Source organism: Inhella gelatinilytica (assembly GCF_016093295.1).
Classification (GTDB): Bacteria; Pseudomonadota; Gammaproteobacteria; order Burkholderiales; family Burkholderiaceae_C; genus Inhella; species Inhella gelatinilytica.
Genome location: NZ_JAEDAL010000006.1, coordinates 140,001 through 153,875 on the forward strand (window position 1 = coordinate 140,001; position 13,875 = coordinate 153,875).

Below are 13,875 nucleotides of genomic sequence, written 5' to 3' on the forward strand. Positions count from 1 at the left end.
CCCAGGGGAGACAAGACGAGATCAGGATTCGCTGCGAATCAGCAGCGCATAGAAAAAGCCGTCGGTCGGCACGGCCTCGGCATTGTCTGGCAGGCCCAAGAGATGGCCGGTCTGTCCCGGCACTTCTTGAAGGCGCGCATCAGCATGACGTTGCAAAAAGGCCGCGATTTGATCGGCCCCCTCCCCCCGAAAGAGTGAACAAGTGGCGTAGAGCAAGCGCCCCCCCGGTTTGAGCCGCGGCCACAGCGCGTCCAACAACGCCGCTTGCGTGGCCTGCAGAGCCGGCAAGTCGCTGGGCCGGCGCAGCCAGCGAACGTCCGGATGCCGCCGATTGATGCCACTGCCGCTGCACGGGGCATCCAGCAAGATGGCATCAAACGGCCGACCATCCCACCATTGATCCACGTGCCGCGCATCCACGGCCTGAGTAGCCGCTGACAGCCCCAGGCGCGCCAGGGTATCGTCGACCCGACGCAACCGTGTGGCGTCCGCATCCAAGGCGAGCAGGTCCCAGTCCCCCAACTCCAGCAAATGCGCCGTTTTGCCCCCCGGCGCGGCACAGGCATCGAGCACCCGTGCCCCTGGCGCCAAGGGCGGCAGACAACCGGCCCCATTCACCAGCAAGGGAGCCGCCCGCTGCGCCGCACCGTCTTGCACCGACACCGCCCCGTCAGAGAAGCCGGGCAAGCGGGTCACCGGGCACGGCGACTCCAGCACCACCCCCTGGGGCGTCCGATCCCCCAGCTGGCGAGAAACCAAGCCATCGGCCGCCAGCCGCGTTTGGTAGCCTCTCGCGTCGCCCTGGCGGGCATTCACCCGCAGGCTCATCGGCGGCGCGGTTTGCGCTGCGGTCAGCAGCGCCTCCCAGTGCGCCGGCCAGTCTTGTTTCAGCCGCGCAACCCACCAGTCGGGGTGCTCGTGGCGGGCCAAGGGTTCGGTCAACACATCGGCCAGCAAGGTCGAGCCTTCACGCAAGAACCGACGCAAGACGGCGTTCACCAAGTTGGCCTGAGCCGGCGCTTCGCGCTTGGCGGCTTGCACGGCTTGGTTGACCAGGGTGTGCGACGCATACGCCTGCGCATCCGGCAACAGTTGGGTCAAGGCCACCCGCAACAAGGCATCGACCCACGCGGGCGGCTTGCGGTGCATCAATCGGCGCATCAAACCGTCGCAGCGGCCTTGGGCACGAAGCGCCGCAAAGCTCAGGGCCTGAACCCCAGGGCGCAAGCCGCCGGGGCAGGCGTCGAGGGCATCGGTCAGGCTGCGGCCCGCCCGCACCTGAGCCAAGGCCCGGGCGGCCTCGGCGAGCAACTGATTCAAAGGGGGCGCAAGCATCGCCGCAGTGTAGGCAACTAGGGTTTGCCTGAGCCGAGATAGAGCCGGCTCCCCAGCGCCAGATCTCGACAATCCCCGCGCTAAAAACCATTTCCGCGGAGATTCTCCCGATGAGAGCTTTTTCTAAGGCCCCGACCCCACTGCTGAGCGGGCTGACGCTGGCGGCCCTGACCCTGTTGTGCCCTGCCGTCACCCACGCCTCGGGTTACCGCTTCGGCACGCAAAGCGCGGCCGCCGAAGGCACGGCCAATGCCAACGGTGCCGAAGCCGCAGACGCCAGCACCCTGTTCGCCAATTCCGCCGGCCTGCTGCGCTTGCAGCGCGGCTGGCACGTGTCCAGCGTGCTGGACGTGGTCGACCCCAAGCTGCGCTTTGTCGATGCCGGCTCCTACCTCAATGGGCCCAATGGCAGTGGCTTGATGCCCCGCACCCTGTCGCAACCCGGGGCCACCGAGAACCCCGCCGACAAGGCGTATGTGCCGCATCTCTATGCCGCTTACAAAGCCTCGGATTCGCTGGCCTACGGCATCGGCATGTTTGTGCCCTGGGGCGCCAAGCTGGACTACTCCGATCAATGGGGTGGCCGCTACAACATTCGGCATGTCGAGTTGAAGTCCATCGCCCTGAACCCCACGATCGCCTACAAAGCCACCGAGGACCTGTCGGTGTCGGGCGGGCTGGTGTTCCAGTACATGGAAGGCAAGATTGAACGCGCCGTTCCCTATGGGACGGCATACGCCCTCGGCTTGCTGGCCGCCGCACGTCAAGCGGCCGCCTCGGGCGCCCAGGCCTATGCGCTGCAGTTGCAACAGCAGGCCGCTCAGGTGTTTGGCAATGCCGCTTTTGATGGCGCCGTCAAGGTGGAAGGCAAGGATTGGGGTGTGGGCTTCAATCTGGCGCTCTTGTGGGAGCCGGTCAAGGATCAGACCCGCATTGGCGTGACCTATCGCTCGTCGGTCGGCCAAGCCCTGAAGGGCAGCGGCGACTGGACCCAACCGTCGACGCTGCCGGCGCAGGTGCTGGCCGCCATCACCGCGGCCCCGTACGACGGCCTGGGCAAGCTGGACCACAACGATTCGGGCGCCCAGGTTCGGGTGCGCACACCCGAGTCGCTGTCCTTGCAGGTGTACCAGCGCGTCACGCCGACCGTGGCGGTAATGGCCGACGCCACCTGGATGAAACAGTCGCGTCTGGAGCAACTGCGCATTGATTTCGACAGCAGCACGCCCGACTCCATCAGCCCCGAGCATTGGAAAGACACCTTGCGCCTGGCGCTGGGCGCCAACTGGCAGCTGACGAACGAGTTGATGCTCCGTGCCGGGGTGGCCAACGAGCGCTCGCCGGTGCCGGCCCACACGCGCAGCCCGGTGCTCCCGGACTCGCACCGCACCTGGGCCACGCTGGGCGCGAACTGGAAGTTCAACGGCAGCACCAGCGTGGACCTGGCCCTGGGCCAGATCAAGCTCAAAGACGCGGCGATGGACATCACCGACAACGCGGAAGGCGAAACGCCTTGCAACTGCAGCAACGCCACCGTGCGCGGCAACTACACCGCCAAGGCCAATTTCATCGGCCTGCAACTCAATCACAAGTTCTAAGAGGCTGATCTCCATGGATCGTCGCAATTTCCTACGCACCAGCGCGCTGCAAGCCGGCGCCCTGATCACCGCCTCCTCCGCCCTGACTGGCCTGACCGGCTGCAGTGGCGGCGGCGGCGATGCCGGCACGCCCATTCAACCCCTGCCGCCCACCTTCCCCGGTACGGTCACGCCGCTGCCGGACACGCCGGCCGCCACGGGCGCTTACAAGTTCCCCCAATCGGTGGCCTCGGGTGACCCCAAACCCGATGGCGCCGTGCTCTGGGCCCGCATCGTCCCCAGCACGGCGGACGACGTGGCCAGTGTCGCCACGGGCAACTTCAACATCAAACTGCGCGTGACCAGCGCCGGCGCCAACGCCGGCCTGGTGGGCAGCACGACCGCCCTGAATGGCACGTTCGAAGCCGAGGCCGATGTGCCGGTCTACGCCTTTTATGACCACAGCGTGCGTCACCGCATCACCGGTCTCAAACCCGCCACGGTGTACTACTACCAGTTCACCGCCGGCGACAGCCGCTCCAAGATCGGCCGCTTCAAGACCGCCCCGGCGGCGGACACCGACCTGTCCAGCCTGAAATTTGCCTTCCTCTCCTGCCAGGACTGGAGCGTGAACCACTGGGCGGGCATGGACGCCTTGGCCGCCGAAGACGTGGACTTCCTCGTTCACCTGGGCGATTACATCTACGAGACCGTGGGCGAGTCCTTCCAGACCGGCGCCGTCGAAGCCGCGCACACGGCGCTCGTGTTGCCCAATGGCACGTCCCTGCCCAGCGGCGGCAAGTACGCCACCACGACGGCAGACTACCGCTACCTCTACAAGCGCTACCGCAGCGACCCGCGCCTGCAAAAGGTGCACGAGCGCTTTGCCATGGTGGCCGTGTGGGACGACCACGAGTTCAGCGACGACTGCTGGGGCGACCGCAGCACCTACGACAACGGCAGCTTCAACACCACAACGCAGATCGCCGACAACACGCAGCAGACTGCACGCCGCCTCTCGGCCAGCCAGGCGTGGTTTGAGTACATGCCAGCGGACATCGTTTACTCGCACGAGCCCGCCCAAGGCATCACCAACATCCGCATCTACCGTGACCTCAAGTTCGGGAAGCTGATGCACCTGGTGATGACCGATCAGCGCCTGTACCGCGCCGACCACCTCATCCCCGAAGCCGCCCCCAACCCCATGACCGGCCAACCGGTGGGCCAGATCGGCGCCCGTTACATGGTGCCGGAGTCCATGCTCGGCAGCACCGAGGCCGCCAAACTCAAGGCCGCCAGCGACGCCAAGTTGCCCGACCCGCTGGCGCTGGTGTCGGTGCTCGGCGGCACCCAGCGTCAGTGGTGGGTCGACACCATGACCCAGTCCACCGCGCTGTGGAAGGTCTGGGGCAACGAGGTCTCGCTGCTGAAGATGGCGGTGGATGGCGCCAAGATTCCGTCCGCCCCCGCGGCCTTCAAGACCCAGTTCGTGCTCAACGCCGACCAATGGGATGGCTTCAACGGGGAACGCAGCTACTTGATGGGGCAACTGCTGACCAAGGGCGTGAAGAACGTGGTGGCCGTGACCGGCGACATCCACGCCTTCTATGCCGGCGTGGTGATGGCCGACTACAAGGCCGCCACCCCCGTCCCCGCCATGGTGGACCTGGTGACCGCCGGCATGTCCAGCAACAGCAACTTCAGCTACTTCCTGGGCGCGGCCAGCCAGCCCGCCTTTGCCCCGCTCAAGCCCCTGGTGGCCACCAGCCAAGCCGAGGCCGAAGGCATTGCCATCCAGATGCTGAGCGCAGCCATCGCCATGGCAGCCGGAGTCACGGACCTGAGCAACACCGCCGCCATTCAGGCGGCGGTCGGCGGGGCCATTGCGGCAGGCCTGGTGCCAGCCGCCGCTTTCGCCCCCACCCCAGGTTTGTCGACAGCCCCGATCAACACCTTTGATGAAACCCAAGCCGGCACCATGGGCACCATCGTGGCCCAGACCATCGCCGGGCTGGCCGCGCAAAGCAAGTCTGCGGCCGCGATGACCCTGTACGGCCTGATCCAGCAAAAGCTGGCCACCGCCATGGGCGTGCCGGCTTCGATGATCCCGGCAGCGGAAGTCATCAAACGCCTGAACCCGTTCGCCAACCCGACGACCGGCGCTGGCCCCACGGTCAACAACCCCTGGATCAAGCATGTGGACAGCGACGCCCAGGGCTATGCAGTCGTCTCACTCACCAAGACGGAGCTGACCTGCCAGTTCAAGAAGTTGGCGCGCATCAGCGGCGGCGTGGCCCCCACCACCGCCGTGGCCAGCACCAAGACCGTCAAGGTGCCGGTGAACCAGGTGGAGGTTCAAATCGTGAGCTGAGCTCGCGATCGAGCCCCTTGCACCCGCCCGGCTTTGGCCGGGCTTTTTTCTTCCGGCGTCCCGCCGCAACATCGGCAGGGGCGCCGATTGTGCAAAGCACCACACCATGGCATGGTGGTGTCCATGCGCCGAATGAACGTCTTACGTCCCGCCGCCCGCTGCGCCCTGGCCCTGATGGTCTGGCTGAGCAGCTCCCCTGCGCTGGCCCGTTCCCAGGCCTCGGCTGCACTGGCTCCAGTCGCCCAGCTTTTGCGGGTCTGCGTGAGTGAAGAGCCCCATCCGCCCTGGCGTTTGGCGGGGCCCGATGGCCGCGTGGTGCAGCAAGGGCTGGACTTTGCGTTCTTGGACGAACTCCGGCAGCGCACCGGGATTCAGTTGGAAGTGGCCCTGCGACCGGGCGGCCGCTGTCTGCGCGAACTCGCTGCGGGTGACCAAGATGCCATGTTCGCCATCAGCCACCTGCCCGAACGGGAAGGCCAAGCACGGTTTCCTGGCTTACCGGGTCGCCCCGACACCGAGCGCGCCGTACGACGCATCGAGTACGCGTGGTACGTTCCCCAGAACAGCCCCTTGCACTGGGATGGTGAGACCTTGCACGGCCTGCTGCCCACCGACCGGGTGGGCGTCCAGCGCGGCTACGCCATTACGGCCCGACTGCGCGCCAAGCAAATGCGCTTTGAGGAAGGCCCTTCCAGCGTACAGCGCAATCTGGACATGTTGCAGCGCGGACGCGTCGCCGCCCTGGCCCTCCACGGCCAAGCAGCCGAGGCCGTCCTGGCCCAGCGTCCAGATCTGCGCCGAACGCTGCGCCGCTTAAGTCCGGCCCTCGAACTGCGGCCGTACTACTTGGTCTTTTCCCATCGCTTCATGGAAACCCATGAAAGCCTCGCCCTCCAACTGTGGCAGGCCGCCGCCGCCGTGCGCGATTCCGAGCACCTGCGTCTGCAAGACCCGCACACCTGGCGGGTGTTTGGCCACTCAGGCCGCTGAGGCCCCAGGGGGCCTCAGGCCCTTAGATCCAGCCCAGGTCAATCGCCCGCAGCACCGCCTGCGTGCGGTCGCGCACGCCCATCTTGGAAAAGATGGCCGAGCAGTGGTTTTTGATCACCCCTTCGCTGTTGCCCAGCAACTCGGCAATCTCCGTGTTGGAGCGGCCGCTGGCCACCAGTCGCAGCACCTGCAGTTCCTTGGGGCTGAGCGGCTCGGGGTCGGAGGCCCCCTCAAACGCCCGCTCCGAGGAACCGGGGCGCGTGGCCCGCTCGGTCAGGCCGGGACGCAGGGCCAAGCCCCCTCCGGCCACCTCGCGCAACGCCTGGGCCAGGGTCTCCATGCTGATGGCTTTGAGCAGAAAGCCCTTGGCGCCCGCCCGCACGGCCTCGTCAAAGGCTTCGCGGTCGTCAAACGTGGTGAGCAGCAGCACCGGCACCGCCAGCGCGCGTGCGGCCAGCGCCCGCAGCAGCCCGATGCCGTCGAGCCGCGGCATGCGCATGTCCGACAGCACCACGTCGGGCATCAACTCGGGGATCATGGCCAGCGCCTGCACGCCGTCCTCGGCCTCCCCCACCAACTCAATGCCCTCACACAGTGCCAGCAGGCCTTTGAGCCCCTCACGCACCAATTGTTGGTCTTCCACCAGCAAGACCCGGATCGTGCTCGTACTCATCGTCAATGCTCCCGTTGGCGCGGCAAGCGCAGTTCCAATTCAAACCCCGGTTGATGGCGCAGCACCGTTAAGCTGCCCCCCAATTCTTCAACGCGTTCACGCATGCCCGACAAGCCGTTGCCTGGCGCCAGGCGCGGCACGCCCGCGCCGTCGTCGCTGACCCGAACCACCAAGCCGGGGCCGTCCCGCCGCATCGAAATGTCCAAGTGTCGGGCCCGGGCATGGCGGACGGCATTCGTCACGGCCTCTTGCACACACCGCAACAACGCGTGGGCACTGCGCGGCCCGAGATCCCGCGAGGCCTCGGGCTCCAAGTCCAAGCGAATGCGCGGCGAATCAATGGCCGCCGCCAGTGCCTCCAGGGCCGCGCGCAGCTCAATGCGGGGCGTCTCGCGCTGCGCACTCACCGCCGATCGCACGTCGTCCAAGAGCTGCTGCGCCACCTCGCGGGCCTTGCCCAAGGCCGGAAGGGCCCCGGCGGCATCGCCCCGCGCGGCCAGCGCCTCACCCAACTGCAGCTGCAAGTTCAGCGCCGCCAAGTGATGGCCCATCAGGTCGTGCAGTTCCCGGGCAATCACCAGGCGTTCGGAATAACGCAGCTGCTCATCGTGCAATTGCTCGGCCGAGAGCCGCTCGGCCAGCACGGCTTGGAGCCAGCGGCGCTTGTCGGCCTGGGCGGCGGTCAAGCGCCCCAGCCCAAACGCCAGCCCGTGCAGCGCCAGCATGGCCATGGTGGTGACCGTGACCCCATAAAACAAACCCTGATGGATTTGCTCCTGACGCTGCCCCGCATTGGGCAACCACAGGTAATTGGCCAGCGCCAGCAGCACCTGGCACACCGCAAAAATCAGCGCCGGGCGGGCCCGCAGCAGGACGGCCGCCATCGCCGTAACGAGGAAGGGCAAGCCGGGCGTCACGGCAAACGCCAGACCGTCCAGCAGCAAGAGCCAGCGCAGGGCATGACGCGGCGGGGTGTCGATGTGCTGGGGTCGGGCCAAACGCCAGAGCAACCAGGCAAACGCCCCCAGCAACATGAGCGACAAGAGCAAGGGCGTGGGGTTGCGAGGCGATCCGCCCAGTGCCGCCCAGGCCTGCGCAATCAGGCCGTCGTACGGCTCGGTGGCGGCGCCGGCCAGGGTCGCAAACGCCGAGCCCAACTCCAGCACGCAAATGGCCAGCGCGGCCACCCGCAAGGCCAGCGCGGGCTCGGTGAGGCGATCAATCCAGGGTTTAACCGGCGCTGTGGGGCTCATGGCGCGGCCGTCGCGATCAATCCGCCACCCAGGCATACCTCGCCGTCGTACAGCACGGCGCTTTGGCCCGGCGTCACGGCCCATTGTTTCTGGCTGAAATTCAACCCGAACCCCACCTCGGTCCCCCGCAGTTCACAGGGTGCATCCGCCTGGCGATAACGGGTTTTGGCCGCATAAGCGCCGGGGATCGGTGCGTGCCCGGCAATCCAGCTCGGGCTGTCGGCCGTGAGGGCCGAGTACAGCAGCCACGGGTGTTCGTGCCCCTGAACGGCCACCAAACGGTTGCGCTCCAAATCTTTGCGCGCCACGAACCAGGGGGCGTGCTCACCCCCGCCGCGCGGTGCCCCTTTTTCCTTGACCCCGCCGATGCCCAGGCCCTGGCGCTGCCCCAGCGTGTAGAACGACAAACCCACGTGGCGCCCGAGCTTGCGCCCCCGCTCGTCCACGATGTCCCCCGGCTCCTGCGCCAGGTACCGGTTCAGAAACTCACGGAACGGGCGTTCGCCGATGAAGCAGATGCCCGTCGAGTCTTTCTTCTTGGCATTGGGCAGTTTGAGCTCCAGCGCCAGGCGCCGCACCTCGGTCTTGGGCAGCTCTCCGACGGGAAACCAGACCTTGCTGAGCTGGGCTTGGGTGAGCCGGTGCAAAAAGTAGCTCTGGTCTTTCAGCGGGTCGAGCCCCTTGAGCAGCTGCGACTCGCCGCTGGGCAAGACGCGCCGCCGCGCATAGTGGCCGGTGGCAATGGCGTCGGCCCCCAGGCGCAGGGCGTGATCCAAAAAGGCCTTGAACTTGATCTCGGCGTTGCACAGCACATCGGGGTTGGGCGTGCGGCCCGCCTGGTACTCGCGCAGGAACTCGGCGAAGACGCGGTCCTTGTACTCGGCCGCGAAGTTGACGTGCTCGATCTCGATGCCCAGCACCTCGGCCACCGAGGCCGCGTCCAAGAAGTCCTCACGCGAGGAGCAGAACTCGGAGTCGTCATCGTCCTCCCAGTTCTTCATGAAGATGCCCACCACCTCATGCCCTTGGCGTTTGAGCAGGGCAGCAGAGACGGCGGAATCGACGCCGCCGGAGAGGCCGACGACGATGCGTTGTTTGGGGCTGGCAGACATGGGGGAATTGTCGGGGCGCCGACTTGGCGTGGCGAAGGTATGGGTAAGCTCTGCGCTTCAACTGTGCCTGTGGAGCCCTTGCCCATGAAGCGTTTCGCCCTCGCCGTCCTGGTCGCTACCCATCTAAGCGCCTTCGCCGCACCTCCGCAAGCTGGCGGCCAAGCCCCAGGCTGGTTCCGCATGAAGCTGGGGCAGTTTGAAGTCACCGCGTTGAACGACGGCATCTTCCGCCTCCCCGTCGACAAGCTCCTGCAGACCGATGACCCCGGCCTGGTGGTGCGCCGCCTGCAGCACGCTTATCTGGGCATTCCGCTGGACACCTCGGTCAACGCCTACTTGGTGCACACGGGCGAGAAGCTGGTACTGATCGACACCGGCGTCAACAAGGCCAACCCCAGCGTGGGCTTTGCGCTGGAACACCTGCGCGCCAGTGGCTACACGCCCGAGCAAGTGGATGAGATCTACATCACCCACTTCCATGGCGACCACATCGGCGGGCTGACCGACAAAGAAGGCCGCGCGGTCTTCCCCAACGCCATCGTGCGCGCCGATCAGCGCGAATCCGGCTTCTGGCTGGGCGACCCCGCCCAGGCCCCCGAGGCCGCACGCGGCGGCATGGCCAATGCCCAGCGCGTGCTCAAGCCCTACCTGGAGGCCGGCCGCTTCAAAGCGTTTGATGGCGCCACCGAACTGGTCAAAGGCGTCCGCGCCGTGCCCACCTACGGCCACACGCCGGGCCACACGATTTACGTGGCCGAAAGCGGTGCCGACAAGATGGTGTTCTGGGGCGACCTGATGCACGTGGCGGCCGTGCAGTTCAAGAACCCGGAAGTCACCATCCAGTTCGACAGCGACCCCAAGTCTGCCCGTCCGCAACGCGAAGCCCAGTACCAGGACGCCGCCAAAGGCGGCTATTACGTCGGCGTGACTCACGTGTCCTTCCCCGGCATCGGCAAGCTCCGGCCCGACGGCAAGGGCTACGAGTGGATCCCGGTGAACTACTCGCGGCCCTAATCGCCCACACGCCATGGACCGCCCCCAGCCCGATGCCGTGCTCTTGCAGCGCATTGCCGAAGCCACGGCGGACTTTCGGGGGCGGAAGTACTTCTCCGCCTTGGTCGTCTGTCTGACGGGCTACCTGCACCAGCGCTTTGCCTTCATCACCATCACGGCCGATGAACACCAGCGGCGGGGGGTCACGGTGGCCTTTGCGGACCGCGAGAATCTGCGCGAGCCGCGGGTCTACGACCTGGCCGGCCTGCCCTGCATGACGGTTTTGGGCGGCACATCGGTCACCGTGCCGTGCAACCTGCCGGAATTGCACCCCGGCGCCACCGGCGTCGCCAGCTACTGCGGTGTGCCCTTGCGGGGCCGCGATGGCGCAGTACTGGGGCTGTTGGCCATCGAAGACGAACAGGCCCTGACGCCCGGACACGCCCAGGCCACCACCCGGCTGTTGCGCCAACTGGCCGGCCGCGTGGCGGCCGAGCTGGAGTGCGAACTGCTGACGCTGGGCCGCGAGGCCTTGCTTCAGCCCGAGACCAAGCGCCCGTCCACGAGCTGAATCGAACGGTCCGCGCCGGTTGCAAAACTGGCGTCGTGCGTGACGGCCAGAACCGTCTTGTGCGTCTCCCGAGTCAACTCCTGCAGCAGGCTGCGCACGCTGGCGCTGCTCACCGAGTCCAAATTGCCAGTCGGTTCGTCGGCCAGGATGATCAAGGGGTCGTTAGCCAGCGCCCGCGCAATCGCCACCCGCTGGCGCTGCCCGCCGCTGATCTGATGCGGGCGCTTGTGCGCATGGCCTTGGAGACCCAGCCGGTCGAGCAGCTCGTGCCCACGTGCCTGCGCGGCGTCCGCACCCAGACGGCCGAGCTTGCGCATCGGCAGGGTCACGTTGTCCAGCAGGCTGAACTCCGGCAACAAGAAGTGGAACTGAAACACGAAGCCCAGCTTGGCCAAGCGCAGGTCGGCCAGCGCGTCCTCGCTCAGGGTGGCGGTGTCCTGCCCATCCAGTTGCAGGCGCCCGTTGGTGGGGCGATCCAGCAAGCCCAGCAAATAGAGCAGCGAGCTCTTGCCCGATCCCGACGGGCCCATGATGGTGACGAACTCGCCGCGCTTGATGGTCAGGCTCACGTCGTCGATCAGCGTGACGGGCACCTCACCCTCCAGACGGCGCGTCAAATGCTCCGCCCGGAGCACCTCCTGCGAGCGCTGGGCCTCACTCATGCCGCGCCCCGCAGAATGTCCACCGGCATCACCGCCGCCGCCTTGCGCGCCGGCAACCACGCCGCGAGCAGTGCCGACGCCAGCGCAAACCCGGCGGCGAGGGCGAACTGCTCGGGGCCCCAGTACACCGGCATTTGCGTCGGGTCCACGGCACCGGGCGGTTTGACCTCGATCTGGGCCAGCGCCTTCATCAACCCCGCGCCAAGAGCCAGGCCAATGGCGCTGCCCACCACACCCACTGCTGCGCCCTGGATCAGGAAGATGCGCTGCAGTTCACGCGCGTGGAAGCCCATGCTTTTGAGGATGGCGATGTCTTTGGTTTTCTCCAGCGCCACGGTGGACAGCGTGTTGTAGATGCCCAGCGAGGCCACGACCAAGATGGCCGACACCACGGTGTACATGATGAGGTTGCGGATCACGAGCAGGGCCAGGATGTCTTGGCTGGCCTCGGTCCACGAGACGGACTTATAGCCCCACTGCGCCTCCACTTGCGGGGCGACGGCGGCGGCGGCCTGCGGGTCGTCCATCTGCACCAGGATGCGGTTGACGCGGTTCTCGCGCCCGAGCAGGGCCTGGGCGCGGGCCAGTTTCACGAAGGCCTGGCCCTCGTCGTAGCCTTGGTTGCCGGTGCGGAACACGCCCACAACGCGCAGTGTGCGGGCCGCACCGCCGGCTGCCACCACACTCACGGGGCTGCCCACCCGCAGCTGAAACTGCTGCATCAAGGTGGCCCCGAGCACGATGCCGTTGGCGTCAGCGTTCAGGCTGTCCAGGCTGCCTTCGACCATCTTGCTTTCGATGGTCGAGACCCCCTTCATCGCCTCGGGCTCGATGCCCGAGAGTTGTAGGCCCTGCACCCGGCCCGCGAAGCTGAGCATGGCCGCGCCGGTCAGAACGGGCGCCGCCCGCAGGTGCTCGCGTTGGCGCAGCCCTTCCAGAACCTGGGGCCAGCCGCGGATGCCGCGCACCTCACGCTGCGGCTTGACGCGCGGGAGCTCCAGCGCCGCGTCGGGCCAGCGCAACGCAGCGGGCTGGGCCGGGGGCTGGCGAACGTCGTCGTAGACCGTGATGTGGGGCGCGTTGTCCACCAGACGCTGAACAAAGTCGCGCTCCGAGCCGCGCATCAGGGCCGACACCGCCAGAAAAAACGCCACACCCAGCACCACGCCGCCCAGGGCCACCAGGGTCTGACGTCGGCGGCCCCAGAGGTGGGTCCAGGCGATGGCAACCAGCACCCGCATCAGGGCGCCACCCGCACGCGCTGGCCCGCCACCAGCCCTTCCGGGCGGGCTATCACCGCTTCACCCTCTTTGAGCCCCGAGCGGATCTCGACCCGCCCGTGCCCGGTGGCGCCGCGCTGCACGGGCACGGGCTGTGCGCGCCCCTCCATCACACGCCACACCTGATCCGACTGAACAGCGGTGACGGGCAGCAGCAAGGCTTGGCTGCGGCGCGCCTGAATGATGTTGGCATCCACCGTCATGCCCACCCGCAGGGCTGCCGGTGCGTCAATCAGCTTGACCTTGACGCGGTAGCTGCGGGCGATCGGGTCGCCTTTGGGGGGAATCGAGTCCACCGTGCCCTCGAACACGGCCGCGCCCAGCGCCGCAGCGCGCAACACCACCGGCTGCCCCACCGCGACACGGGCAATGTCTTCTTCGTCAATTTCCGTGCTGACCCGCAGCGTCGTGCCCCCGCCGATTTGAAAGAGCACCTGCCCCGCGGCCACAAATTGCCCCACTTCGGCCTCGCGCCGCAGCACCGGGCCCGAGGTGGGCGCCAGCAACTGCGCGTAGCCGCGTTGGGCCTGAATGCGGGCGATCTGTGCGCGCACCGCATCGCGCTCGGCCCGCGCCCGGTCGGCTTCGCTGGCTGCCACGAACTTTTGCGCCACCAGCGCTTCGGCGCGCTCCAAGGCCAGCTGGGCCGCACGCTCCCGGGCGTTGAGCTCTTGCAGTTGGGCCTCCACCTCGGCGGTCTCCAAGCGCGCCAGCACCTGCCCCTGCTTGACCATCTGCCCTTCTTCGGCCAACAGTTCGGCCAACCGACCGCCCACGCGCGGCGCCACCATCACCTGCAGCGCCGGCTCCACCGCCCCCGTGGCAAAGACGGCCTCGATGGCCTCGCCGCGGATGGGCTGCACCAACGCCACCCCGGTTGGCCGCTGTTTCACCAGCCACACGCTGCCCACCAGGAGCAGCGCCAGAAGTCCCACCATCAGAAGTCGCTTCATCCCTTCATCATGCGGGAGTTTGGTGGGCCCTCAGTTGCGGTGACGCAACTGACCCTCGCTTTACCTTTCATGACACAAGCGTCATGAAGGGCGCACTGGCACGCG

Annotated in this window: 12 protein-coding genes; 5 read left to right on the forward strand and 7 right to left on the reverse strand. The window is 67.2% G+C overall.

The window, feature by feature from the left end:
* Nucleotides 1–21: 21 nt before the first annotated feature.
* A complete protein-coding gene (gene rsmB, locus I7X43_RS12605) occupies nucleotides 22–1,335 on the reverse strand; it encodes a 16S rRNA (cytosine(967)-C(5))-methyltransferase RsmB (protein WP_198101294.1) in 1,314 nt (437 codons plus the stop codon).
* Between the two features lie 110 nt (nucleotides 1,336–1,445).
* Between rsmB and I7X43_RS12610 the strand changes: the two genes are divergently transcribed.
* The 3 genes from I7X43_RS12610 to I7X43_RS12620 all read left to right on the forward strand — a co-directional run bounded on the left by I7X43_RS12610 (nucleotide 1,446) and on the right by I7X43_RS12620 (nucleotide 6,273).
* Entirely contained in the window at nucleotides 1,446–2,933 is a 1,488-nt protein-coding gene (locus I7X43_RS12610) for an OmpP1/FadL family transporter (RefSeq protein WP_198101295.1), read from the forward strand.
* A gap of 13 nt (nucleotides 2,934–2,946) precedes the next feature.
* Nucleotides 2,947–5,283 (forward strand): alkaline phosphatase D family protein, encoded by a 2,337-nt coding sequence (locus tag I7X43_RS12615; RefSeq protein ID WP_198101296.1) that lies wholly within the window; start codon nucleotides 2,947–2,949, stop codon nucleotides 5,281–5,283.
* 132 nt (nucleotides 5,284–5,415) lie between these two features.
* The gene (locus I7X43_RS12620) at nucleotides 5,416–6,273 is read left to right on the forward strand and encodes a substrate-binding periplasmic protein (protein WP_198101297.1); all 858 of its coding nucleotides are present in this window, start codon (nucleotides 5,416–5,418) and stop codon (nucleotides 6,271–6,273) included.
* A gap of 22 nt (nucleotides 6,274–6,295) precedes the next feature.
* Here the strand turns inward: I7X43_RS12620 and I7X43_RS12625 are convergent, their stop codons facing one another.
* From I7X43_RS12625 to mnmA, 3 genes are read right to left on the reverse strand one after another with little or no spacing between them, the layout of a single operon-like run.
* Nucleotides 6,296–6,946, reverse strand: coding sequence for a response regulator transcription factor (locus tag I7X43_RS12625; RefSeq protein WP_198101298.1), 651 nt, complete (start codon nucleotides 6,944–6,946; stop codon nucleotides 6,296–6,298).
* 2 nt (nucleotides 6,947–6,948) lie between these two features.
* The gene (locus I7X43_RS12630) at nucleotides 6,949–8,199 is read right to left on the reverse strand and encodes a sensor histidine kinase (RefSeq protein WP_198101299.1); all 1,251 of its coding nucleotides are present in this window, start codon (nucleotides 8,197–8,199) and stop codon (nucleotides 6,949–6,951) included.
* Nucleotides 8,196–9,311 carry a tRNA 2-thiouridine(34) synthase MnmA gene (gene mnmA, locus I7X43_RS12635; protein WP_198101300.1) on the reverse strand — a complete coding sequence of 372 codons (1,116 nt, stop codon included), beginning with the start codon at nucleotides 9,309–9,311 and terminating at the stop codon, nucleotides 8,196–8,198. The genes I7X43_RS12630 and mnmA overlap by 4 nt, the downstream gene beginning before the upstream one ends.
* Nucleotides 9,312–9,395: 84 nt before the next feature.
* On the opposite strand from mnmA, the gene I7X43_RS12640 reads away from it, so the two are divergent.
* Together I7X43_RS12640 and I7X43_RS12645 are read left to right on the forward strand one after the other, a co-directional pair.
* Nucleotides 9,396–10,325: an MBL fold metallo-hydrolase gene (locus I7X43_RS12640; RefSeq protein ID WP_198101301.1), complete on the forward strand. Its 930-nt coding sequence runs from the start codon at nucleotides 9,396–9,398 to the stop codon at nucleotides 10,323–10,325.
* Nucleotides 10,326–10,338: 13 nt separating this feature from the next.
* Nucleotides 10,339–10,875: a GAF domain-containing protein gene (locus I7X43_RS12645; protein ID WP_198101302.1), complete on the forward strand. Its 537-nt coding sequence runs from the start codon at nucleotides 10,339–10,341 to the stop codon at nucleotides 10,873–10,875.
* Here the strand turns inward: I7X43_RS12645 and I7X43_RS12650 are convergent.
* Genes I7X43_RS12650 through I7X43_RS12660 form a run of 3 tightly spaced genes read right to left on the reverse strand, consistent with a single transcriptional unit; the run spans nucleotide 10,842 to nucleotide 13,770 of the window.
* Nucleotides 10,842–11,537 (reverse strand): ABC transporter ATP-binding protein, encoded by a 696-nt coding sequence (locus I7X43_RS12650; RefSeq protein WP_198101303.1) that lies wholly within the window; start codon nucleotides 11,535–11,537, stop codon nucleotides 10,842–10,844. The genes I7X43_RS12645 and I7X43_RS12650 overlap by 34 nt on opposite strands.
* The gene (locus tag I7X43_RS12655; RefSeq protein ID WP_198101304.1) at nucleotides 11,534–12,778 is read right to left on the reverse strand and encodes an FtsX-like permease family protein; all 1,245 of its coding nucleotides are present in this window, start codon (nucleotides 12,776–12,778) and stop codon (nucleotides 11,534–11,536) included. The genes I7X43_RS12650 and I7X43_RS12655 overlap by 4 nt, the downstream gene beginning before the upstream one ends.
* Nucleotides 12,778–13,770, reverse strand: coding sequence for an efflux RND transporter periplasmic adaptor subunit (locus I7X43_RS12660; protein ID WP_198101305.1), 993 nt, complete (start codon nucleotides 13,768–13,770; stop codon nucleotides 12,778–12,780). Before I7X43_RS12660 ends, I7X43_RS12655 begins: the two co-directional genes overlap by 1 nt.
* Nucleotides 13,771–13,875: the final 105 nt, after the last annotated feature.